The following is a 23,434-nucleotide window of genomic DNA, read 5'->3' as shown; positions in this document are numbered from 1 at the left end:
GTGCCTGAAGACTCAAACCTGCCTGCAGACTAACGCGCGTTGCGGCTCAACCATTGTTCTGCCAGGGTCCGAGCCTTGGTATCGGCCTCGAAGACAGCCCCAAGCTCATTCACCGCGACGACAGGCTCAAGCGCCAGGACGTCCTCGATGATACTCGCGATCTGCGGAAAGCGGATGCGCCGTTCGAGAAACGCTGCCACAGCCACTTCGTTGGCCGCGTTCAGCATCGCCGGTGCGCTGTTACCCGCTTCAGCCGCCTGCTGCGCCAGGCGTAGGCAAGGGAAGCGCTGCTCGTCCGGCGCCTCGAAGTCCAGACGGGCCACGGCAAACAGATCCAAAGGCGCTACGCCCGAGTCGATCCGCTCCGGCCAGGCCAGGGCGTTGGCAATCGGCGTGCGCATATCAGGGTTGCCCAACTGCGCCAGGACCGAACCGTCCACATAGTCGACCAGGGAATGAATCACACTTTGTGGGTGGATCACCACCTCAACCTGATCCGGACGCGCATCGAACAACCAGCACGCCTCGATCAGCTCCAGTCCTTTGTTCATCATGCTCGCCGAATCCACGGAGATCTTGCGCCCCATGGACCAGTTCGGATGAGCGCATGCTTGGTCGGGCGATACGTGCTCCAGTTCAGCCAGCGGGGTTTGTCGGAACGGACCACCGGAAGCCGTCAGCAGGATCCGACGCACACCCACCTGGCTCAGGCCACGGGCATAATCGCCGGGCATGCACTGGAAGATTGCATTGTGTTCGCTGTCCAGCGGCAACAACACGGCACCGCTCTTGCGCACCGCCTGCATAAAGAGCGCACCGGACATAACCAGCGCTTCTTTATTGGCCAGCAGGATCTTCTTGCCAGCATCCACTGCAGCCAAGGTCGGACGCAGGCCCGCAGCACCCACAATGGCGGCGACGACAGTATCGACTTCAGCATCGGCCGAGACCTGGCACAGCCCCTCCTCGCCCACCAACACTTGAGTGGACAACCCGGCAGCCCGAAGATCGTCCTGCAGCCCACGAGCCGCCGCCGCCTCAGGCACCACGGCGAAACGCGGCGCATGACGCACGCACAAGGCCAGCAATTCGCTCAAACGGGTAAAACCGGTCAGGGCAAAGACCTGGTAGCGATCAGGATGACGAGCAATAACATCGAGGGTGCTCAGCCCCACCGAACCGGTTGCACCCAGCACGGTGACTTGCTGCAGGCGGCTCACGAAGCGGTCATCCACAAGAGTACGGCGAAGATCGGGATGGCAGCGGTCAGGCTGTCGATGCGGTCCAACACGCCGCCGTGACCCGGCAACAGGTTGCTGCTGTCCTTGATCCCGGCCTGACGCTTGAACATGCTTTCGGTGAGATCACCTACGACCGAGATGAACACGACAATGGCGGTGGCCAGCAGCGCCAAAAAGATTTCCTTCACCGACCAGCCGCGCACAACACCGACAACGAGTGCGATCACCAGGGTCAGCGCCAGGCCGCCATACACGCCCTCCCAGCTCTTGCCTGGACTGACCGCTGGCGCCAGCTTGCGCTTGCCGAAGGCCCGGCCGGAGAAGTAGGCGCCGATATCAGCGCCCCAGACCAGCACCATGACCGCCAGGATCAACCAGTTACCCATTGGGTAACGCTTGATCTCCACCAACCCTTGCCAGGCCGGCAACAAAATCAACAAGCCAATCACCAACTTGCAGGCCACACTTGACCACTTGCCGCTGGTGCGCGGAAAGGTCAGCACCAGGAATGTCGCCAGCGCCCACCACAACACGGCCGCCCCCAATACCCAAGGCGCTAGGTCCGGCAGGATGTACAAGAGGAACGCCAAGGCAGCTACGACAGCGGCATACACGACACGCGGCAATTGCGCGCTGAAACCCGCCAGACGCGCCCATTCCCAGGCACCCAGGGTAACGACCAGGCCGATAAACAGCGCAAAGGCGGAACCGTCGAGCAGGAAAAACCCACACAAGGCGATCGGCAACAGGATCAGTGCTGTGATGATTCGTTGTTTAAGCATTTAAACCCGGGCTCCAGCTTCGATCTGCTCGCTCGTTTTACCGAAGCGACGCTGACGGGAAGCGAAATCGGCCAGCGCATTGCGCATGGCATCGTGTTTGAAGTCCGGCCAGAACAGGTCGGAGAAGTACAGCTCGGTGTAGGCCAGCTGCCACAGCAGGAAATTGCTGATGCGGTGCTCGCCACCGGTACGAATGCACAAGTCAGGCAACGGCAGATCGCCAGTCACCAGACAGGTTTGCAAGAGTTCGGGGGTGATGTCGTCCGGCCGTAGATGACCGGCCTGCACTTCACGCGCCAGACGCTGTGCAGCCTGGGCGATATCCCACTGGCCACCGTAGTTGGCTGCGATCTGCAGCACAAATCGATTGGCCCCGGCCGTAATGGCCTCGGCTTCGCGCATGGCGGCTTGCAGTTCGGGATGAAAGCGCGAGCGATCGCCGATGATGCGCAGGCTGATGTTGTTGTCGTTGAGCCGTTTGGCTTCACGACGCAAGGCCTTGAAGAACAAGTCCATCAAGGCGCTGACTTCTTCGGCGGGCCGTTGCCAGTTCTCACTGGAGAAGGCGAACAAGGTCAGCACCTCAACCTTGGCTTCGGCGCATACCTCAATCACAGCCCTTACCGCATCGACACCCGCTTTATGCCCGGCAACACCCGGCATAAAGCGTTTCTTCGCCCAGCGATTATTCCCATCCATGATGATCGCGACATGGCGCGGCACCACAGAGGGTACAGTCTGCTTGGTCTTTTCCATGAAGGCGTCCTGACCCCTTATACGGCCATCAGGTCCTTTTCTTTCTCTTCCGTGGCCTTGGTGATCTGGGCCTCGGCATCTTTGGTCAGCTTGTCGATATCAGCGGTGGCACGACGCTCTTCGTCTTCGCTGATTTCCTTGTCCTTGACCAGTTTCTTCAGGTCACCCAGGGCATCGCGACGAATGTTGCGCACGGCAACACGGGCGTCTTCGGCTGCGCTGCGTGCCTGCTTGGTGAAGCCCTTGCGGGTTTCTTCAGTCAGGGCCGGCATGGAGATCAGCAGCAACTCACCCAGGTTGGTCGGGTTGAGGTTCAAACCGGCGCTCTGGATGGCCTTGTCGACAGCACCCAGCATGTTGCGCTCGAACGCGACAACTTGAAGGGTGCGCGAGTCTTTAACGGTAATGTTGGCGACGCTGCTGATCGGGGTATCGGAACCGTAGTAAGGCACCATCACGCTGCCCAGGATGCTTGGGTGCGCCTTGCCGGTACGGATCTGGCCGAATGCATGGCTCAGGGATTCCAGGGATTTCTGCATACGCGCCTGGGCGTCTTTCTTGATTTCGTTGATCATTGTTGGCCTTCCTCGATCAGAGTCCCTTCTGCGCCGCCGTGTACGATATTCAGCAGGGCGCCGGGCTTGTTCATGTTAAATACGCGCAGCGGCATCTTGTGGTCGCGGCACAGGCAAATAGCCGTCAGGTCCATCACGCCCAGCTTGCGATCCAGCACTTCATCGTAGGTCAGATGATCGAACTTCTCGGCATGCGGGTCTTTGAATGGATCGGCAGTGTACACGCCATCCACCTTGGTCGCCTTCAGCACCACGTCAGCGTCGATTTCGATAGCGCGCAGGCAGGCTGCGGAGTCGGTGGTGAAGAACGGGTTGCCCGTACCAGCAGCGAAGATCACCACTTCCTTGGAATTCAGGTGGCGCATGGCTTTGCGACGGTCATAGTGATCGGTCACGCCGACCATGGAAATAGCCGACATCACGATAGCCGAGATGTTGGCACGCTCCAGGGCGTCACGCATGGCCAGGGCGTTCATCACAGTGGCCAGCATGCCCATGTGGTCGCCAGTGACCCGATCCATGCCGGCGGCGCTCAGTGCCGCACCGCGGAACAGGTTGCCACCGCCAATCACCAGGCCGACTTGTACGCCGATACCGACCAGTTGGCCGACTTCCAACGCCATGCGGTCGAGCACCTTGGGATCGATCCCGAACTCTTCCGAGCCCATCAGGGCCTCGCCGCTAAGCTTGAGTAGAATGCGTTTATAGCGAGCCTGATAACCACTGCCCTGCTGAGCCATTGCGAATCTCTCCTGCGGCGTATTTTTAAAAATTCTTGGCGAGCCGTTTACGGCTTGCGTTCACTCTAGCTGGACGCTGCTACAGCGCCATCGGAACACGGCTTTGTAAGCCAGTTCCGAAGGGAAGCCAATTAAAATCGGCCTTCCCATTTGAAAAGAGGCTGCGCGCGTGAGCGGGCAGCCTCTTTCGGGCGACAGTTGAAAACTGTCTTATTGCTTGGCGGCAGCCAGCTGGGCAGCAACTTCTTCAGCGAAGTTGTCGACCGGCTTCTCGATGCCTTCGCCTACTTTGTAGTAAGTGAAGGAAACGATTTCAGCACCGGCTTTCTTGGCCAGTTCGCCAACCTTGATTTCAGGGTTCTTGACGAACGCCTGCTCAACCAGGCTCGCTTCAGCCAGGAACTTGCTGATACGGCCTTTGATCATGTTTTCAACGATGTTTTCTGGCTTGCCGGCGATCTTGTCGGCGTTCAGGCTCAGGAACACAGCTTTTTCACGCTCGATCGCGTCGTCAGAAACTTCCGAAGGCAGCAGGAATTCCGGGTTGCTTGCAGCAACGTGCATAGCGATGTCTTTGGCCAGCTCAACGTCGCCGCCTTTCAGAACAACGGCTACACCGATCTTGTTGCCGTGCAGGTAACCGCCAACCACATCACCTTCAACGCGAGTCAGGCGACGGATGTTGACGTTTTCGCCAACCTTGCCGACCAGTACCAGGCGATCAGCTTCTTGTGCTTCGATCAGCGGCTCAACGGTAGTCAGCTTGTCGTCGAATGCTTTCTTGACGCTGGCAGCAACGAATGCCTTGAAGTCATCTTGCAGGGCCAGGAAGTCGGTCTGCGAGTTCACTTCCAGCAGAACGGCAGCTTTACCGTCTTCAACCAGAGCGATAGCGCCTTCAGCAGCGACGTTGCCGGCTTTCTTGGCAGCCTTGATGGCGCCCGAGGCACGCATGTCGTCGATGGCTTTTTCGATGTCGCCGCCGGCCTTGGTCAAGGCCTTTTTGCAATCCATCATGCCTTCGCCGGTACGCTCACGCAGTTCTTTAACCAACGCTGCAGTAATCTCTGCCATTTCAAAATCCTCTTGGATAGGTTTTCAACCATTCCACCCGATCAAACGGGCGATCAATTCTTCCCGAATCTCCGTTGTAGGCCACTGCACGTTACAAATGATGTAGCTGCGTTACCGACAAACGGTTTTCGAGGTGGCAAAAAGGGGGCCAAGCCCCCTTTTTGCTTACTGAGTCAACGCCAGGGCGCTAATTACTCAGCGGCAGCTACCGGAGCTTCTTCAACGAACTGCTCGGTACCACCAGCAACGTGGTTGCGACCACGGATTACAGCGTCAGCCATCGAACCCATGTACAGCTGGATAGCGCGGATTGCGTCATCGTTGCCTGGGATGATGTAGTCAACGCCTTCCGGGCTGCTGTTGGTATCGACTACGCCGATAACAGGGATGCCCAGCTTGTTGGCTTCAGTGATCGCGATGCGCTCGTGATCAACGTCGATAACGAACAGTGCGTCAGGCAGACCGCCCATGTCCTTGATACCACCCAGGGAACGATCGAGCTTTTCCAGGTCACGGGAGCGCATCAGCGCTTCTTTCTTGGTCAGCTTGGCGAAAGTACCGTCTTCAGCTTGCACTTCAAGGTCACGCAGACGCTTGATGGAAGCACGGATGGTTTTGAAGTTGGTCAGCATGCCGCCCAACCAGCGGTGATCGACGTACGGCGAACCGCAACGTGCTGCTTCTTCAGCAACGATCTTGCCAGCGGAACGCTTGGTGCCGACGAACAGAATCTTGTTTTTGCCCTGGGCCAGGCGCTCTACGAAAGTCAGAGCTTCGTTGAACATTGGCAGGGTTTTTTCAAGGTTGATGATGTGGATCTTGTTACGCGCGCCGAAAATGTATTTACCCATTTTCGGGTTCCAGTAACGGGTCTGGTGACCGAAGTGCACACCGGCCTTCAGCATATCGCGCATGTTGACTTGGGACATGATAGTTCCTTAATAAGTCGGGTTTGGCCTCCACGTATCCCAATGACCAACCAGCGGCATCAAGGCCTCCGGCACCCAGGTCATCGTGTCGACACGTGTGTGGATTTAAGCTTTACGAGGTATCCCCGGAAAGCGGCGCATTTTATACCACAGCATCGGCAAAAACGGAATACGCAATCACATTTGCCGCTGCGCGCTTTCGTGTAACCCCTTGAATAGAGCCGACATAGCCCTACCTTATAGAGAGAAGCGATCATCAGAGGCTCATGATTTGAGGCCATCGTCTGTTAGAATCGCGTTTTCTGTGGCTTGTGCGAACTCTGCAACCTTTTGTCGCACGCCCGTAAACCGTATTGATTTCAGCGCGTCGCGCTAGAGAGAGCCTGTATGACCGTTAGCTTGAAAACCGCCGAAGACATCGCTGGCATGCGCATCGCCGGCAAACTGGCTGCCGACGTGCTGGAAATGATCGCCGAACACGTCAAGCCCGGCGTCACCACCGAAACCCTGAACCAGATCTGCCACGACTATATAGTCAACGTGCAGGGCGCCATCCCTGCGCCGCTGAACTACAAAGGCTTCCCCAAGTCGATCTGCACCTCGGTCAACCACGTGGTCTGCCACGGGATTCCAGGCGACAAGCCATTGAAGGACGGCGACACCCTGAACATTGACGTCACCGTGATCAAGGACCGCTACTTCGGCGACACCAGCCGCATGTTCCACGTCGGCAATGTGCCGGTCTGGGCCGAGCGCCTGTCCCAGGTCACCCAGGAATGCATGTACAAGGCCATCGAAATCGTCAAGCCTGGCTGCCGCCTGGGCGACATCGGTGAAGTGATCCAGAAGCACGCGGAAAAGAACGGCTTCTCGGTGGTGCGCGAATTCTGCGGCCACGGTATCGGCACCGTGTTCCACGAAGAGCCGCAGATCCTGCACTACGGCCGCGCTGGCACCGGCATGGAGCTCAAGGCGGGGATGACCTTCACCATCGAGCCGATGATCAACCAGGGCAAGGCCGACACCAAGGTGCTGGGCGACGGCTGGACCGCCATCACCAAGGACCGCAAGCTCTCGGCCCAGTGGGAACACACCCTGCTGGTCACCGAGACCGGCTACGAGATCTTCACCCTGCGCGCTGACGACACCATTCCACGCGTTTCGGCGTGATGATTGCTTCGGTTTTCCCGCAACCCTGTAACTGACTTATAGATAGAAAGGAAAGCCGATCGATGCCCCAGGTGGACCCCGAACTCTTCGACCGTGGCCAGTTCCAGGCCGAACTGGCCCTGAAGGCGAGCCCAATCGCCGCATTCAAGAAGGCTATCCGCCAGGCCCGCGAGGTGCTCGACGAGCGCTTTCGCAGCGGCCGGGACATCCGCCGACTGATCGAGGACCGCGCCTGGTTCGTCGATAACATCCTGCAAAAGGCCTGGGAACAGTTCAGTTGGAGCGAAGACGCCGATATCGCCCTGGTGGCGGTCGGCGGCTACGGGCGCGGCGAGCTGCATCCCTACTCGGACATCGACCTGCTGATCCTGCTGGACAGCGCTGATCATGAGATCTTTCGCGATTCCATCGAGCGTTTTCTGACGCTGTTGTGGGACATCGGCCTGGAAGTCGGCCAAAGCGTGCGCTCGGTCGACGAATGCGCCGAAGAGGCCCGCGCCGACCTCACCGTCATCACCAACCTCATGGAAAGCCGCACCATCGCCGGCCCCGAGCGCCTGCGCCAGCGCATGCTCGAAGTCACCAGCACCGCACACATGTGGCCGAGCAAGGACTTCTTCCTGGCCAAGCGTGCCGAGCAGAAGGCCCGGCACCACAAGTACAACGACACCGAATACAACCTGGAACCCAACGTCAAAGGCTCGCCCGGCGGCCTGCGGGATATCCAGACGATTTTGTGGGTTGCCCGTCGCCAGTACGGCACCCTGAACCTGCGCGCCCTGGCTGGCGAGGGCTTCCTGGTAGAGAGCGAAAACGCCCTGCTGGCCTCGTCCCAGGAGTTCCTGTGGAAAGTGCGCTACGCCCTGCACATGCTCGCCGGCCGCTCCGAGGACCGCCTGCTGTTCGACCACCAGCGCTCCATCGCCACCCTGCTGGGCTTTGAAGGCGAGGACGCGAAGACCAGCATCGAAAGCTTCATGCAGCAGTATTACCGGGTGGTCATGAGCATTGCCCAGCTCAGCGACCTGATCATCCAGCACTTCGAAGAGGTGATCCTGGCCCCCGAAGACGAAGCGCCGCCGCAGCCGATCAACGCGCGCTTCCAACTGCACGACGGCTATATCGAGGCACGCAACGACAACGTGTTCCGCCGTACGCCGTTCGCCATGCTGGAAATCTTCGTGCTGATGGCCCAGCAGCCGGAAATCAAAGGCGTGCGCGCCGACACCATCCGCCTGCTGCGGGAGAACCGTCACCTGATCGACGACGATTTCCGCAACGACATCCGCAACACCAGCCTGTTCATCGAGCTGTTCAAGTGCAAGATCGGTATCCACCGCAACCTGCGACGCATGAACCGTTACGGCATCCTCGGGCGCTACCTGCCGGAGTTCGGTTTTATCGTCGGGCAGATGCAGCACGACCTGTTCCACATCTATACCGTGGACGCCCACACCCTGAACCTGATCAAGCACCTGCGTAAGCTTCAGTACACGCAAGTGTCAGAGAAATTCCCGCTGGCCAGCAAACTCATGGCCAAGCTGCCCAAGCCCGAGCTGATCTACCTGGCCGGCCTGTACCACGACATCGGCAAGGGTCGGCATGGCGACCACTCTGAGGTGGGCGCGGTTGACGCCGAGGCGTTCTGCCAACGCCACCAACTGCCCGTGTGGGACAGCCGCCTGATCGTCTGGCTGGTGCAGAACCATCTGGTGATGTCGACCACCGCCCAGCGCAAGGACCTGTCCGACCCGCAGGTGATCCACGACTTTGCGCAGATCGTCGGCGATGAAACCCGCCTCGACTATCTGTACGTGCTGACTGTCTCCGACATCAACGCCACCAACCCGACGCTGTGGAACTCCTGGCGTGCCAGCCTGTTGCGCCAGCTGTACACCGAGACCAAGCGCGCCCTGCGCCGTGGCCTGGAGAACCCGGTGGACCGCGAAGAGCAGATCCGCCGCACCCAAAGCGCGGCCTTGGACATTCTGGTGCGCGGCGGTAACGACCCGGACGACGTGGAACAGTTGTGGTCGCAGTTGGGTGACGATTACTTCCTGCGCCACACCGCCGGCGATGTCGCCTGGCACACCGATGCGATCCTGCAACAGCCCGCCGATGGCGGCCCGCTGGTGCTGATCAAGGAAACCACCCAGCGCGAATTCGAAGGCGGCACGCAGATCTTCATCTACGCGCCGGACCAGCACGACTTCTTCGCCGTGACCGTGGCGGCCATGGACCAGCTCAACCTGAACATCCATGACGCCCGCGTCATCACCTCCAGCAGCCAATTCACCCTCGACACCTATATCGTGCTCGACACCGATGGCGACTCGATTGGCGACAACCCGGCACGCGTGAAAAAGATCCGCGAAGGCCTGACCGAGGCCCTGCGCAACCCTGACGACTACCCGACCATCATCCAGCGTCGGGTACCGCGCCAACTCAAGCACTTTGCGTTTGCGCCACAGGTGACCATTTCCAATGACGCCCAGCGTCCGGTGACGGTACTGGAACTCAGCGCCCCGGATCGTCCGGGCCTGCTGGCCCGCATCGGCGGGATTTTCCTGGAGTTCGACCTGTCGCTGCAAAACGCCAAAATCGCGACCCTCGGCGAGCGCGTGGAAGACGTGTTCTTCATCACCGATGCCGACAACCAGCCGCTGTCCGATCCGGAACTGTGCCTGCGCCTGCAGGACGCCATCGTCCAGCAGTTGAGTGTCACCCAGGAACCCGGCGTCGAGCTGACACGCCTGACTATTTGAAAAGCGCCGCCCCAGTTTTTAACGCCTTGCACGAGATCCACCGATGAACAACGCTCTGAACCAGCTCCAGCCCTACCCGTTCGAGAAACTGCGCGCCCTGCTGGGCAGCGTCACGCCGAACCCGGACAAGCGCCCGATCGCGCTCTCCATCGGCGAACCGAAACATAAATCGCCCACTTTCGTGGCCGAAGCATTGAGCAACAACCTCGACCAGATGGCCGTGTACCCGACCACGCTGGGCATCCCGGCCCTGCGCGAAGCCATCGGTGCCTGGTGCGAACGCCGCTTCAACGTGCCCAAGGGCTGGCTCGACCCGGCGCGCAACATCCTGCCGGTCAACGGCACCCGTGAAGCGCTGTTCGCCTTCACCCAAACCGTGGTCAACCGTGGCGACGACGCGCTGGTAGTCAGCCCGAACCCGTTCTATCAGATCTATGAAGGCGCCGCGTTCCTCGCCGGGGCCAAGCCGCACTACCTGCCGTGCCTGGACGCCAATGGCTTCAACCCGGACTTCGACGCCGTGACGCCGGACATCTGGAAACGCTGCCAGATCCTGTTCCTGTGCTCGCCCGGCAACCCGACCGGCGCGCTGATCCCGGTCGACACCCTGAAAAAACTCATCGCCCTGGCCGACGAATACGACTTCGTCATCGCCGCCGACGAGTGCTACAGCGAGTTGTACTTCGACGAACAAACCCCGCCACCCGGCCTGTTGAGCGCCTGCGTCGAACTGGGCCGTGAGGACTTCAAGCGCTGCGTGGTGTTCCACAGCCTGTCCAAGCGCTCCAACCTGCCAGGCCTGCGCTCCGGTTTTGTGGCCGGCGACGCCGACATCCTCAAGGCGTTCCTGCTGTACCGCACCTATCACGGCTGCGCGATGCCGGTGCAAACCCAACTGGCCAGCATTGCGGCCTGGCGGGACGAAGACCACGTATTGGCCAACCGTGACCTGTACCGCGAGAAGTTCGACGCAGTACTGGCGATTCTCAAGCCGGTGCTGGATGTGCAGAGCCCGGATGGCGGCTTCTATTTGTGGCCGAATGTGAAGGGCGACGACGCCGCGTTCTGTCGCGACCTGTTCGTGGAAGAGCACGTGACCGTGGTACCGGGCTCGTACCTGTCTCGCGAGGTGGACGGCTTTAACCCAGGCGCCGGTCGTGTACGCCTGGCACTGGTCGCGCCGTTGGCGGAGTGCGTGGAAGCGGCGGAGCGGATTCGCGACTTTATCCAACGTCGCCGCTAAACACTCAGGCACTTCGACCGGAACTTTCCTGCGACTTGGACGAATAAATCCATACATTCGTCCTCATACGTCGCAGGAAAGAACCCATGATAACCACCACATCACCCACTATTGTCCACTACCCATCCGCCGCCTCCTCCACCGAAATGGCTGCCGACTCGGCACCACCCCTTTCCAGAAGCCGACGCAATATTGGCGAACCCGCCAGATACTGGCCCCAAAACAGCACGATAAAAATCGCCATGTATGACTACGACATGGACGACGAATACGTATTGGCCGTTAAAAAAGCCGCCAGCGAATGGTTGCCACACATCAATCTCAAGTTCGAGTTCGTCTCTGGGGAGGAAGGTGACGTTCGCATTACTCAGAACATGAACAACGCGGGAGGGGGGAGTTCAGCCATAGGAACAGAGGCACTCGACAAGTCCCCCGCAAGCCCGACCATGTCACTGCCAAGGGACCATAAACACCCACGATTCGAGTATGTGGTGATGCATGAGTTCGGTCATATGCTCGGCGCTCATCATGCCCATCAACACCCCGATGCCAACATCCCGTGGAACATGGGCAAGGTGTATGAGGGCTACAATCGTATCGCCGGGATGGACCGGCAGGCGGTGCAAAACAACGTGCTACCGCTGGCACGCTCCGACCAGTACGACTTCACGCCCTACGATGGCGACTCAGTCATGCACTATGAAATCAGCCCCAAGCTGACGCACGGAGACTGGGGCCAATCTGAAACCTGGTCACTGAGCGATGGCGACATCGCCTGGGCAAAGAAGGCTTACCCAAAAGCCGTACCCGCTACTTCTTGAGCCCCAGATTCGCCTCACTCATATCCAACTCCGCCAGCACCTCCCTCAAAACGTCATCACCAATCTGGTGATGACGACTCAAACTGTACAACTCCAACCGCTGCGCCCGCAGGGCCTTGAGCCGCAGTTTGCGCTCCAGCAGGTCCATCTGCTGTGCCAAGGCCTGGGCTTCGGCGGAGTCGTTGAACACGTCCAGTTGGTGGCGATATTCCGACATCAGCCGCGCCTTGAGCTCAGTGGCAAGCGCGGCTTGAGCGGCGTCCTGGGTTTCGGCGTCTGCCGGTTCTTGCGCTTCAAGCGCGTGAATGGCCGCGACGGCAGTCCTCTTCCAGGCTTCGCGCACTTCCTTGTGGCGTTTTTCGTCCGGGCTTTTTTCGATGCCACGCAACAGTAGCGGCAAGGCGATACAGGCGGCGATCAGCGACAACAGAATCACGCCTGCCGCGATGAAAATCAGCAGGTCACGCTCGGGAAAATCCTGTCCAGGCGCCAGCAGCAACGGCACCGACATCACACCCGCCAACGTCACCGCACCGCGCACGCCGCCGACCGTCAACAGCCAGCAGGAACGCGCGGTCGGCACCAGCGTCAGTTCGCTTTTGCCACGCAACCTGCGCAGCAAGCCCGACAGCCGCCAGATGCTCTGCACCCAGATAAAGCGCAGCACCACCAGCACCAGGAAGATCGCGATCACATCCAGGCAGCGATAAAACAGGGTTGGCCACAACGTCGTCTCGTGACTGACGACTGCCTTGATGATGTCTGGCAGTTGCAGGCCCAGCAGCAGGAAGATCAAGCCGTTGAAGGCGAACTCCAGCAACGACCACACGCTGCGATTGAGCAGGCGCGTGCTGGTCTGGCGCGGCAACAGGTCGAGCCAGCTTTGCATCATGCCCGCCGCCACCGCCGACAAAATGCCCGATGCACCCAAGCGTTCGGCCAGCACGTAGGCCGCGAACGGCAGCAGCAACATGAACACCACGTGGGTCGCCGGGTCGTCCCAGCCACGGGCGATCATCCACGCGCGCAAACGGCCGACCAGCCAACTCAGGGCCACGCCGACCGCCAGGCCACCGACTGCCACCAGCACGAATGTGAGGCTGGCATCCGCCAGGGAAAACACCCCGGTCAACGCCGCCGCCAGGGCGAACTTGAAGGTCACCAGGCCCGAAGCATCATTCATCAAGGCCTCGCCCTGGAGCATGTGCATCAGCGGCGTGGGCAAGCGATTCTGGGAAATGGCCGACACCGCCACGGCATCCGTCGGCGACAACACGGCCGCCAGGGCGAAGGCCACCGGCAACGGGATAGTCGGCAAGATCCAATGGATGAAGTAACCGGCGCCGACCACGGTAAACAGCACCAGGCCCACCGCCAACGTCAGGATCGGCCCGCGCAGCCGCCACAACTCGCGTTTGGGCATACGCCAGCCATCGGAGAACAGCAACGGCGGCAAGAACAGAAACAGGAACAACTCCGGGTCCAGCGCCACATGCAGCCCCAGCGTCGGCCAGGCCAGCAAGGCACCGGCGGCAATCTGTACCAAGGGCAACGGCAGAGGAATGACACGCCCGACCAGACGCGAAACGCTGACCAGCATCAGCAGGATAAGAACGGTGTAGGCGGTTTGCATAACGCGGTTTTCCCGGACAATCGACTTGCAACGACACACATCAGGCAACAACTGGCCGTTGAAGTGCCATATTACCCGGCTATGTTACTCGCTGGCTTTTGCACAAAAGTCGCACAGCGCTGACGAGCGGCACCCAAACGCGCTGGTCGTGGCATAATCCGTGACCTTTCGTTTCTACTTGGTCCAAAGGGGGGCAATTCCTTGACCGCTTCAAGCAAAACGTTGCACCTTTTCGGCATCAAAGCCTGCGACACCATGAAAAAGGCGCGCACCTGGCTCGATGAGCACGGCGTCAACTATGAGTTCCACGACTACAAAACGGCCGGTATCGACCGCGAACACTTGACCCAGTGGTGCGACGAGCACGGTTGGCAGGTGGTTTTGAACCGTGCGGGCACCACCTTTCGCAAACTCGAAGACGAACGCAAAGCCGATCTCGATCAGTCGAAAGCCATTGAATTGATGCTCGCACAACCCTCGATGATCAAGCGCCCGGTGCTTGATCTCGGTGACAGAACCCTGATTGGCTTCAAGCCAGATAGTTATTCGGCGGCCCTCAAGTAGGCCAGCCCTTTCCATTTTTGTAGAGGTAACAGCATGTCCAATTCCCTGTTCAGCCTGGGCTTCGGCGTCGGCACTCAGAACCGCCAAGGTGCTTGGCTGGAAGTGTTTTACGCACAACCGCTGCTCAATCCGTCGGCAGAAATCGTCGCAGCCATCGCGCCGATCCTCGGCTACACCGAAGGCAACCAGGCGATCACCTTCACCATCAGCCAAGCGCTGCAACTGGCTGATGCGCTCAAGAATGTCGACGCTACCCAAGCCGCGCTGCTCAACCGCCTGGCCGAAAGCCACACGCCGCTGGTCGCCACTCTGCTGGCCGAAGACGCCGCACTGACCTCCACGCCTGAGGCCTACCTCAAGCTGCACCTGCTGTCCCACCGCCTGGTCAAGCCCCACGGCCTGAGCCTGGCCGGTGTGTTCCCGCAGCTGCCGAACGTGGCCTGGACCAGCCAGGGCGCGATCGACATCAACGAACTGGCCGAACGCCAGCTGGAAGCCCGCCTGCGTGGCGAACTGCTGGAAGTGTTCTCGGTGGACAAGTTCCCGAAAATGACCGACTACGTGGTGCCGAGCGGCGTGCGTATCGCTGACGCAGCACGCATCCGCCTGGGTGCCTATGTGGGCGAAGGCACCACCGTGATGCACGAAGGTTTCGTCAACTTCAACGCTGGCACCGAAGGCCCAGGCATGATCGAAGGCCGTGTATCGGCAGGCGTATTCGTCGGCAAGGGTTCGGACCTGGGCGGCGGTTGCTCCACCATGGGCACCCTGTCGGGCGGCGGCAACATCGTGATCAAGGTTGGCGAAGGCTGCCTGATCGGCGCCAACGCCGGTATCGGTATCCCGTTGGGCGACCGTAACACTGTGGAATCGGGCCTGTACGTCACCGCCGGCACCAAGGTTGCGCTACTGGACGAGCAGAACCAACTGGTCAAAGTGGTCAAGGCGCGTGAGCTGGCCGGCCAACCGGACCTGCTGTTCCGCCGCAACTCCGAGACCGGTGCCGTGGAGTGCAAAACCCACAAATCGGCCATCGAACTGAACGAAGCGCTGCACGCTCACAACTAAGCAGCCACTCGATGCCCCTAGCGGGCCCCGACCCTGGGGCTCGCTTATACGAGTCTTGAACACCATGCTAGTGCCCTCCCCCTGGCGCGCCGACTTTCCGGCCATCGCCACCCTGCAACGGCAAGACCAGACCTACCTGGACAACGCCGCCACCACGCAAAAACCCCAGGCTTTGTTGGATGCCATCAGCCATTACTACGCCAACGGCGCAGCCAATGTGCACCGCGCCCAGCATTTGCCAGGCGCCCATGCGACCCAGGCGTTCGAAGACAGCCGCAGCAAGGTCGCACAGTGGTTGAACGCAGGCGACAGCGGGCAGATCGTGTTCACGCACGGCGCAACTTCAGCGCTGAACCTCTTGGCCTATGGCCTTGAGCACTTATTCAATGCGGGCGATGAGATTGTCATCAGCGCCCTGGAACACCACGCCAACCTGCTGCCCTGGCAGCAACTGGCCAAGCGTCGCGCACTGAACCTGGTGGTATTGCCACTGGGTGATGACGGCGTGATCGACCTGGCTGCCGCTGCCGAGCTGATCGGCCCGCGCACGCGATTACTGGCAGTGAGCCAGCTGTCCAACGTGCTCGGCGCCTGGCAGCCACTGGAAGCCCTGCTGGCACTCGCCCAGCCCCACGGCGCCCTGACCGTGATCGACGGCGCCCAAGGCATCGTCCATGGTCGTCACGACGTGCAGGCGCTGGGTTGCGACTTCTATGTGTTTTCCAGCCACAAACTGTATGGCCCGGACGGCGTCGGTGTGCTGTTTGGTCGCAATGAAGCGCTGCACCACGTACGCCACTGGCAGTTCGGCGGCGAGATGGTGCAACAGGCCGATTACCACAGCGCCAGCTTCCGCCCGGCGCCTCTTGGCTTTGAGGCCGGCACCCCGCCGATTGCCAGCGTGATCGGCCTGGGCGCCAGCCTGGATTACCTGAGTTCGCTGGATCAGCCGGCAGTGATCGCCCATGAAGCGGCGTTGCATGACTACCTGTTGCGCGGGCTCAAGGCGCGCAATGGCGTGCACGTGCTGGGTTCGCCCCAGGTGGCGTTGGTCAGCTTTGTGGTCGATGGCGTGCATAACGCCGACCTCGCGCACCTGCTGACCGAGCAAGGCATTGCCGTACGCGCCGGGCATCACTGCGCCATGCCGTTGCTCAAGGCGATGCATCTGTCGGGGGCGATTCGCGTGTCCCTGGCGCTGTATAACGATTCCGATGACCTGGAACGCTTCTTTGAAGCGCTGGATCAAGCGTTGGATATGCTGCGATGAGCTTACCAGTGGATGCCGCAGCCGCACTTGAGGCTTTTCAGGCCGTCGGCAGTTGGGAGCAGCGCGCGCGGATGCTGATGCAATGGGGCGAGCGTCTGCCTGCCCTGGCCGATGAGGATAAAGTCGACGCCAATCTCGTACAGGGCTGCGAAAGCCTGGTGTGGCTGGTCGCAGATTTGCGCGATGGTCACTGGCAGTTCGCCGCCAGCAGCGATGCGCGGATGATTCGTGGGTTGGTGGCGTTGCTGCTGGCGCGGGTCAATGGGTTGTCCGCCGCAGAATTGCAGGCGGTGGATCTGCCTGACTGGTTTGCACAGTTGGGGCTGTCCCGCCAACTGTCACCATCGCGCAGCAATGGCCTGAACGCTGTGCTGCAGCGTATGCGGCAACTGAGCACCGTTACGACGCCTTGACCCGCTCCGATGGCCGGCGCACCCCGGCCACAATCTTGTCCACCGCCTTGGTGGCCGCCACCATGCCGAACGTGGCCGTCACCATCATCACCGCACCAAAGCCACCCGCGCAGTCCAGCTTCACGCCATCCCCGACAAAACTCTTCTGCAAACAGATGCTGCCGTCCGGCTTGGGATAACGCAGCTGTTCGGTGGAAAACACACACGGCACGCTGTAATGGCGGGTCACGGTGCGGGAGAAGTTGTAGTCGCGGCGCAGGGTCGAGCGCACTTTCGAGGCCAACGGGTCATTGAAGGTGCGGTTCAGGTCGCAGACCTGGATCAGCGTCGGGTCGATCTGCCCGCCGGCGCCGCCGGTGGTGATGATCTGGATCTTGCGACGCTTGCACCAGGCGATGAGCGCGGCCTTGGCGTTGACCGCGTCGATGCAGTCGATCACGCAATCGATGTCCGGCGTGATGTATTCGGCCATGGTGTCGCGGGTCACGAAATCCGCCACCGCATGCACGGTGCAATCCGGGTTGATGCCGCGCAGGCGCTCAGCCATCACCTCGACCTTGGGCTTGCCCACGGTGCTGTCCAGCGCGTGCAACTGCCGATTGCTGTTGCTGACGCAGACGTCATCCAGGTCAAACAGCGAAATCTCGCCCACCCCGCAACGCGCGATGGCTTCCGCCGCCCAGGAGCCCACGCCGCCAACGCCGACGATCGCCACATGGGCTGCTTTCAAGCGTTCCAGGCCTTCAATGCCATACAAGCGGGCGACGCCTGCAAACCGCGGATCTTCTGTGCTCATGACCATTACCCCAAAAACCGGCGCGCATTATGGACTACAGAGCGACAAGTTCGAAGCGACAAGCTACAAGTAAAGAACTTAGATGGTCTTTCGCTGACTAACGTCCGGTTTTTCTCTGCTTGCTGTACGGTCAGGGAAGGGCCGGTGTAGGATGCGCGCCGTTCGGCGCAGGCCGACACCTCTTTTCGTTCCACACCCTTTGGAACCCGAAATAGCCATGGCATCGCGTAAATTTGGACTCAACCTGGTGATCGTGCTGGCAATCGCCGCGCTGTTCACCGGTTTCTGGGCGCTGATCAACCGCCCGGTCACCACTCCCAACTGGCCTGAACAAATCTCCGGTTTTTCCTACTCGCCGTTCCAGCAAGGCCAGTACCCGCAGAAGAACCAGTTCCCGACCGACGACCAGATGCGTCGCGACCTCGAGATCATGAGCAAGCTGACGGACAACATCCGTACCTACTCGGTCGACGGCACTCTGGGGGATATCCCCAAGCTGGCGGAAGAATTCGGCCTGCGTGTGACCCTGGGGATCTGGATCAGCCCGGACCTTGAGCGCAACGAGCGGGAAATCCAGCGCGCCATCGAAATCGCCAACAGCTCGCGCAGTGTGGTGCGAGTGGTGGTCGGCAACGAAGCGCTGTTCCGTGAAGAAATCACCCCAGAAGCGCTGATCGTGCTGCTGGACCGGGTGCGCGCCGCCGTGAAAGTGCCGGTGACCACGTCCGAGCAATGGCACATCTGGGAGAAAAACCCGCAACTGGCCAAGCACGTCGACCTGATCGCCGCGCACATCCTGCCGTTCTGGGAATACATCCCGATGGACAAGGCCGGCCAATACGTACTCGACCGTGCCCGCGACCTGAAGAAACTCTTCCCGAAAAAACCGCTGCTGCTTTCGGAAGTCGGCTGGCCGAGCAACGGCCGCATGCGCGGGGGTAATGAAACCTCCCCCGCCGACCAGGCGATCTACCTGCGCACGCTGGTGAACAAACTGAACCGCCAAGGCTTCAACTACTTCGTGATCGAGGCCTTCGATCAGCCGTGGAAAGTCAGCGACGAAGGCTCGGCGGGCGCTTACTGGGGCGTGTACAACGCCGCACGCCAGCAGAAATTCAACTTTGAAGGGCCCGTGGTCGCAATCCCGCAATGGCGCGTGCTGGCCATTGGTTCGGTGGTGCTGGCCCTGCTGTCCCTGACACTGCTGATGATCGACGGCTCGGCCTTGCGCCAGCGCGGCCGCACCTTCCTGACCTTTATCGCGTTCCTCTGCGGTTCGGTGCTGGTGTGGATCGGCTACGACTACAGCCAGCAATACAGCACCTGGTTCAGCGTCACCGTGGGCATCCTGCTCGCCCTCGGCGCCCTGGGCGTGTTTATCGTGTTGCTGACCGAGGCCCACGAACTGGCGGAAGCGGTGTGGACCCACAAGCGTCGGCGTGAATTCCTGCCGGTCGAGGGGGATTCGGACTACCGCCCGAAAGTGTCGATCCATGTGCCGTGCTACAACGAGCCGCCGGAGATGGTCAAACAGACCCTCGACGCCCTGGCCGCCCTGGATTACCCGGACTACGAAGTCCTGATCATCGACAACAACACCAAGGACCCGGCGGTATGGGAACCGGTGCGCGACTACTGCGAAACCCTGGGCCCGCGCTTCAAGTTCTTCCACGTCGCGCCCCTGGCCGGTTTCAAGGGTGGCGCGCTGAACTATCTGATTCCGCACACCGCCAAGGACGCCGAAGTGATCGCGGTGATCGACTCGGACTACTGCGTGTCGCCGAACTGGCTCAAGCACATGGTGCCGCACTTCGCCGACCCGAAAATCGCCGTGGTGCAGTCGCCGCAGGATTATCGCGACCAGAACGAAAGCACCTTCAAGAAGCTCTGCTACGCGGAATACAAGGGCTTCTTCCATATCGGCATGGTCACTCGCAACGACCGTGACGCGATCATCCAGCACGGCACCATGACCATGACCCGTCGCTCGGTGCTTGAAGAACTGGGCTGGGCCGACTGGTGTATCTGCGAAGATGCCGAACTGGGCCTACGTGTATTCGAGAAAGGCCTGTCGGCGGCGTATTACCACGACAGCTACGGCAAGGGCTTGATGCCGGATACCTTTATCGACTTCAAGAAACAGCGTTTCCGCTGGGCCTACGGCGCGATCCAGATCATCAAGCGTCACACCGCAAGCCTCTTGCGCGGCAAGGACACCGAGCTGACCCGTGGCCAGCGCTACCACTTCCTAGCGGGCTGGTTGCCGTGGGTGGCGGATGGCATGAACATCTTCTTCACCGTCGGCGCGTTGTTGTGGTCGGCGGCGATGATCATCGTGCCGACGCGGGTTGACCCGCCGCTGCTGATTTTCGCGATCCCGCCGTTGGCGTTGTTTGTGTTCAAGGTCGGCAAGATCATCTTCCTCTACCGTCGTGCGGTAGGCGTGAACTTGAAGGATGCATTCTGTGCGGCCCTGGCCGGGCTGGCGTTGTCGCACACCATCGCCAAGGCGGTGCTGTATGGCTTCTTCACCACCAGCATTCCGTTCTTCCGTACCCCGAAAAACGCGGATAACCATGGTTTCTGGGTAGCGATTTCCGAAGCGCGCGAAGAAATGTTCATCATGCTGTTGTTGTGGGGCGCGGCGCTGGGGATTTACCTGGTGCAGGGCCTGCCAAGCAATGACATCCGCTTCTGGGTGGTGATGTTGCTGGTGCAGTCGCTGCCGTATGTGGCGGCACTGATCATGGCGTTCCTGTCTTCGCTGCCCAAACCTGCGGCGGCGCCGGAACCCGCGCCAGCGGCGTAAAAACTTGCGCAATGCACTAAACGGCGGCCTCTGGCCGCCGTTTTGCTATAAGATAACGGCCGTTTTGTGTGCCTTGCCTGCTCATCTATAAAAGCTCCGGAGTTCCCCCCATGACGGCCCATGCCGACCTTTCGCCGACCCTTCAACTTGCCATCGACCTGATCCGTCGTCCGTCGGTCACGCCGATCGACGCCGATTGCCAGAAGCTGATGATGCAGCGCCTGGGCGACGCTGGTTTTGCGCTTGAGCCAATGCGCAGCGAAGACGTGGACAACTTCTGGGCCACCCACGGCAAGCACGAAGGCCCGGTGCTGTGCTTTGCCGGTCACACCGACGTGGTGCCGACCGGCCCGGTGCAGGCCTGGCAGAACGACCCGTTCGACGCGTTGATCGATGAAAACGGCATGCTCTGCGGGCGTGGCGCGGCGGACATGAAAGGCAGCCTGGCGGCGATGCTGGTGGCGTCGGAGCGTTTTGTCGCCGACTACCCGGACCACAAGGGCTCGGTAGCCTTCCTGATCACCAGCGATGAAGAGGGCCCGGCGCACCATGGCACCAAAGCCGTGATCGAACGCCTGGCCGCGCGCAAGGAGCGCCTGGACTGGTGCATCGTCGGCGAACCGTCGAGCACCACCCTGGTGGGCGATGTGGTCAAGAACGGCCGTCGCGGTTCCCTTGGCGCGACCCTGACCGTGCGCGGCGTGCAAGGCCACGTGGCCTACCCGCACCTGGCGAAGAACCCGATCCACCTGGCTGCGCCAGCCTTGGCCGAATTGGCCGCCGAGCACTGGGATGACGGCAACACCTTCTTCCCGCCGACCAGCTTCCAGATCTCCAACCTGAACTCCGGCACCGGCGCCACCAATGTGATTCCCGGTGACCTGACGGCGGTGTTCAACTTCCGTTTCTCCACTGAATCCACCGTTGAAGGCCTGCAGCAGCGCGTTGCGGCGATCCTCGACAAGCACGGCCTGGACTGGCACGTGGAGTGGGCGTTGTCGGGCCTGCCGTTCCTCACCGAGCCGGGCGCGTTGCTGGATGCGGTCTCGGCCAGCATCAAGGCGATCACCGGGCGTGAGACCCAGGCGTCCACCAGTGGCGGTACCTCGGACGGACGTTTCATCGCCACCCTCGGCACCCAGGTGGTTGAGCTGGGCCCGGTCAACGCGACGATCCACCAGGTCAACGAACGCATTCTGGCCAGCGACCTCGATGTGCTGACCGAGATCTACTACCAGACCCTGATCAAGTTGCTCGCCTGATGCTCGCGTGCCCCCTTTGCAGCGCCCCGCTGAACGCGGTGGACAATGGCGTGGCGTGCCCGGCCGGACACCGTTTCGACCGCGCACGCCAGGGTTACCTGAACCTGTTGCCAGTGCAGCACAAGAACAGCCGCGACCCCGGCGATAACCTGGCGATGGTAGAAGCCCGTCGCGACTTCCTCAACGCCGGGCACTACGCCCCGGTGGCCAGGCGCCTGGCCGAACTGGCCGCCGAGCGTGCCCCGGCGCGCTGGGTCGACATCGGTTGCGGCGAGGGTTACTACACCGCGCAGATCGCCGACGCCCTGCCCCGCGCCGATGGCTACGCGCTGGATATCTCCAAGGAAGCGGTCAAGCGGGCGTGCAAGCGCACCCCGTCGCTGACCTGGTTGATCGCCAGCATGGCCCGTGTGCCGCTGGCGTCAGGCAGCTGCCAGTTTCTCGCCAGCGTGTTCAGCCCATTGGATTGGGAAGAGGCCAAGCGCCTGCTCAGCCCCGGCGGCGGCTTGATGAAAGTCGGCCCGACCAGCGGCCACCTGATGGAGCTGCGCGAACGCCTGTACGACGAAGTGCGCGAGTACACCGACGACAAGCACCTGGCCCTGGTGCCGGACGGCATGAGCCTGGCGCACAGCGAGACGCTGGAATTCACCCTGAGCCTGGCCGAGCCCCAGGACCGCGCCAACCTGCTGGCCATGACACCCCACGGCTGGCGCGCCAGCGCCGAGCGTCGCGCACAGGTGATCGAGGCGGCCGAGCCGCTGGTGGTCACTGTGTCGATGCGCTACGACTATTTCGTGCTTCAATAACTGACTTTCCAGCATCCGCGAATGGATTTTCGAATCCCGCAACGAGGAACATCCATGCGCCAACCCGATATCGAGATTTACCTGAAGGACGCCGACGTCGACCACAAGGCCATCGCCGCCTGGCTGGGCGCCGCCCTGGGCCCGTGCTCCGACTGGGTCCAGAGAGGCCAGACCTACAAATGCAAGGCCGGCAATGTGCCGGTTACCTGGCTGCCCAAAGCCGTCGGTAAATGGAACAGCCTGTACCTGGAAAGCGACCAGACGCCATGGGATGACGACATCGCCTGCGCCCGCGCTGCATTTGCTGCGCTGAACGTGGAAGTGCGTTGTGCACCGGGGACTTGGGTTGAGGAAGAAGGTGAAGAAAGCGCTGATCGCTGGATGCGCATCAGCGCGGATGGCGAAGAAGAAATCACCTGGAAAACCGCATAAGACCTGAGTTGTGAACCCAATCAAATGTGGGAGCGGCGTTGCATGACTCTAGCTCAAAGCCCCACCACATCCTCCGCCTGCAACCCCTTCTCGCCAGTCACCACGGCGTACTCCACCTGCTGGCCCTCGGCCAGAGAGCGGTGGCCGTCACCGCGAATGGCGCGGTAGTGCACAAACACATCCTTGCCATCTTCACGCTGGATAAACCCGTAACCTTTTGCATCGTTGAACCACTTCACATTGCCGGTTTCACGCGTTGCCATCTGTCTTACTCCCACATGC

22 protein-coding genes are annotated in these 23,434 nt (G+C 60.9%); 12 read left to right on the top strand and 10 right to left on the bottom strand.

Translation table 11 applies throughout. The features are described from left to right. Window positions 1-29: 29 nt before the first annotated feature. From ispC to rpsB, 7 genes are all read right to left on the bottom strand, one after another. A complete protein-coding gene (ispC, locus tag ACP7EW_RS11410) occupies window positions 30-1,220 on the bottom strand; it encodes a 1-deoxy-D-xylulose-5-phosphate reductoisomerase (protein WP_426217093.1) in 1,191 nt (396 codons plus the stop codon). After that, entirely contained in the window at window positions 1,217-2,023 is an 807-nt protein-coding gene (locus ACP7EW_RS11405; protein ID WP_133074436.1) for a phosphatidate cytidylyltransferase, read from the bottom strand. The genes ispC and ACP7EW_RS11405 overlap by 4 nt, the downstream gene beginning before the upstream one ends. Continuing rightward, entirely contained in the window at window positions 2,024-2,779 is a 756-nt protein-coding gene (uppS, locus tag ACP7EW_RS11400; RefSeq protein ID WP_016974405.1) for a polyprenyl diphosphate synthase, read from the bottom strand. Between the two features lie 17 nt (window positions 2,780-2,796). Next, window positions 2,797-3,354, bottom strand: a complete 558-nt coding sequence (frr, locus tag ACP7EW_RS11395) for a ribosome recycling factor (RefSeq protein WP_012722596.1) — start codon at window positions 3,352-3,354, stop codon at window positions 2,797-2,799. Beyond that, window positions 3,351-4,094, bottom strand: a complete 744-nt coding sequence (pyrH, locus tag ACP7EW_RS11390) for a UMP kinase (protein WP_003189161.1) — start codon at window positions 4,092-4,094, stop codon at window positions 3,351-3,353. Before pyrH ends, frr begins: the two co-directional genes overlap by 4 nt. Before the next feature lie 210 nt (window positions 4,095-4,304). Continuing rightward, window positions 4,305-5,168, bottom strand: a complete 864-nt coding sequence (gene tsf / locus ACP7EW_RS11385) for a translation elongation factor Ts (RefSeq protein ID WP_033902793.1) — start codon at window positions 5,166-5,168, stop codon at window positions 4,305-4,307. Window positions 5,169-5,359: 191 nt separating this feature from the next. Further along, complete coding sequence (gene rpsB / locus ACP7EW_RS11380) at window positions 5,360-6,097, bottom strand: 30S ribosomal protein S2 (protein WP_003189158.1); 738 nt, start codon at window positions 6,095-6,097, stop codon at window positions 5,360-5,362. Between the two features lie 387 nt (window positions 6,098-6,484). Here rpsB and map point away from each other — a divergent pair, with 387 nt between their 5' ends. The 4 genes from map to ACP7EW_RS11360 all read left to right on the top strand — a co-directional run bounded on the left by map (window position 6,485) and on the right by ACP7EW_RS11360 (window position 12,096). After that, window positions 6,485-7,267, top strand: coding sequence for a type I methionyl aminopeptidase (map, locus tag ACP7EW_RS11375; RefSeq protein WP_016975842.1), 783 nt, complete (start codon window positions 6,485-6,487; stop codon window positions 7,265-7,267). Between the two features lie 62 nt (window positions 7,268-7,329). Next, window positions 7,330-10,032: a [protein-PII] uridylyltransferase gene (locus tag ACP7EW_RS11370; protein WP_426217090.1), complete on the top strand. Its 2,703-nt coding sequence runs from the start codon at window positions 7,330-7,332 to the stop codon at window positions 10,030-10,032. Between the two features lie 43 nt (window positions 10,033-10,075). Continuing rightward, window positions 10,076-11,275 (top strand): succinyldiaminopimelate transaminase, encoded by a 1,200-nt coding sequence (dapC, locus tag ACP7EW_RS11365; RefSeq protein ID WP_426217088.1) that lies wholly within the window; start codon window positions 10,076-10,078, stop codon window positions 11,273-11,275. A gap of 86 nt (window positions 11,276-11,361) precedes the next feature. Beyond that, on the top strand, window positions 11,362-12,096 hold the full coding sequence (locus ACP7EW_RS11360; protein ID WP_426217085.1) for a M12 family metallopeptidase: 735 nt from the start codon (window positions 11,362-11,364) through the stop codon (window positions 12,094-12,096). On the opposite strand, the gene ACP7EW_RS11355 is transcribed toward ACP7EW_RS11360, so the two are convergent. Continuing rightward, complete coding sequence (locus ACP7EW_RS11355) at window positions 12,086-13,729, bottom strand: Na+/H+ antiporter (protein ID WP_426217083.1); 1,644 nt, start codon at window positions 13,727-13,729, stop codon at window positions 12,086-12,088. The two genes, ACP7EW_RS11360 and ACP7EW_RS11355, sit on opposite strands and share 11 nt — an antisense overlap. A gap of 255 nt (window positions 13,730-13,984) precedes the next feature. On the opposite strand from ACP7EW_RS11355, the gene ACP7EW_RS11350 reads away from it, so the two are divergent. The 4 genes from ACP7EW_RS11350 to ACP7EW_RS11335 all read left to right on the top strand — a co-directional run bounded on the left by ACP7EW_RS11350 (window position 13,985) and on the right by ACP7EW_RS11335 (window position 17,044). After that, complete coding sequence (locus ACP7EW_RS11350; protein WP_236318523.1) at window positions 13,985-14,293, top strand: arsenate reductase; 309 nt, start codon at window positions 13,985-13,987, stop codon at window positions 14,291-14,293. 33 nt (window positions 14,294-14,326) lie between these two features. Further along, window positions 14,327-15,361: a 2,3,4,5-tetrahydropyridine-2,6-dicarboxylate N-succinyltransferase gene (gene dapD, locus ACP7EW_RS11345; protein ID WP_033902798.1), complete on the top strand. Its 1,035-nt coding sequence runs from the start codon at window positions 14,327-14,329 to the stop codon at window positions 15,359-15,361. A 64-nt stretch (window positions 15,362-15,425) separates the two neighbouring features. Further along, window positions 15,426-16,631, top strand: coding sequence for an aminotransferase class V-fold PLP-dependent enzyme (locus tag ACP7EW_RS11340; RefSeq protein WP_426217081.1), 1,206 nt, complete (start codon window positions 15,426-15,428; stop codon window positions 16,629-16,631). Then, window positions 16,628-17,044 carry a SufE family protein gene (locus ACP7EW_RS11335; RefSeq protein ID WP_426217079.1) on the top strand — a complete coding sequence of 139 codons (417 nt, stop codon included), beginning with the start codon at window positions 16,628-16,630 and terminating at the stop codon, window positions 17,042-17,044. Before ACP7EW_RS11340 ends, ACP7EW_RS11335 begins: the two co-directional genes overlap by 4 nt. Here ACP7EW_RS11335 and tcdA read toward each other — a convergent pair. Beyond that, window positions 17,031-17,840 carry a tRNA cyclic N6-threonylcarbamoyladenosine(37) synthase TcdA gene (gene tcdA / locus ACP7EW_RS11330; RefSeq protein WP_426217077.1) on the bottom strand — a complete coding sequence of 270 codons (810 nt, stop codon included), beginning with the start codon at window positions 17,838-17,840 and terminating at the stop codon, window positions 17,031-17,033. The genes ACP7EW_RS11335 and tcdA overlap by 14 nt on opposite strands. Before the next feature lie 217 nt (window positions 17,841-18,057). Here tcdA and ACP7EW_RS11325 point away from each other — a divergent pair, with 217 nt between their 5' ends. The 4 genes from ACP7EW_RS11325 (at window position 18,058) to ACP7EW_RS11310 (ending at window position 23,152) form a co-directional block, all read left to right on the top strand. Continuing rightward, a complete protein-coding gene (locus ACP7EW_RS11325; protein WP_426217075.1) occupies window positions 18,058-20,649 on the top strand; it encodes a glycosyltransferase in 2,592 nt (863 codons plus the stop codon). A 110-nt stretch (window positions 20,650-20,759) separates the two neighbouring features. Then, on the top strand, window positions 20,760-21,911 hold the full coding sequence (gene dapE / locus ACP7EW_RS11320) for a succinyl-diaminopimelate desuccinylase (protein WP_426217073.1): 1,152 nt from the start codon (window positions 20,760-20,762) through the stop codon (window positions 21,909-21,911). Next, window positions 21,911-22,720 carry a putative RNA methyltransferase gene (locus ACP7EW_RS11315; RefSeq protein WP_038849228.1) on the top strand — a complete coding sequence of 270 codons (810 nt, stop codon included), beginning with the start codon at window positions 21,911-21,913 and terminating at the stop codon, window positions 22,718-22,720. Before dapE ends, ACP7EW_RS11315 begins: the two co-directional genes overlap by 1 nt. A gap of 54 nt (window positions 22,721-22,774) precedes the next feature. After that, window positions 22,775-23,152 carry a hypothetical protein gene (locus ACP7EW_RS11310; RefSeq protein ID WP_038849230.1) on the top strand — a complete coding sequence of 126 codons (378 nt, stop codon included), beginning with the start codon at window positions 22,775-22,777 and terminating at the stop codon, window positions 23,150-23,152. Between the two features lie 53 nt (window positions 23,153-23,205). On the opposite strand, the gene ACP7EW_RS11305 is transcribed toward ACP7EW_RS11310, so the two are convergent. Further along, a complete protein-coding gene (locus tag ACP7EW_RS11305; RefSeq protein ID WP_032891681.1) occupies window positions 23,206-23,415 on the bottom strand; it encodes a cold-shock protein in 210 nt (69 codons plus the stop codon). Between the last annotated feature and the right edge of the window lie 19 nt (window positions 23,416-23,434).

The sequence above is a fragment of the Pseudomonas sp. DWRC2-2 genome (assembly GCF_049897885.1).
Taxonomy (GTDB): Bacteria; Pseudomonadota; Gammaproteobacteria; order Pseudomonadales; family Pseudomonadaceae; genus Aquipseudomonas; species Aquipseudomonas azotoformans_A.
Note: the sequence above shows the minus strand (reverse complement) of the source record. Positions and strands in the feature narration are given on the sequence as shown.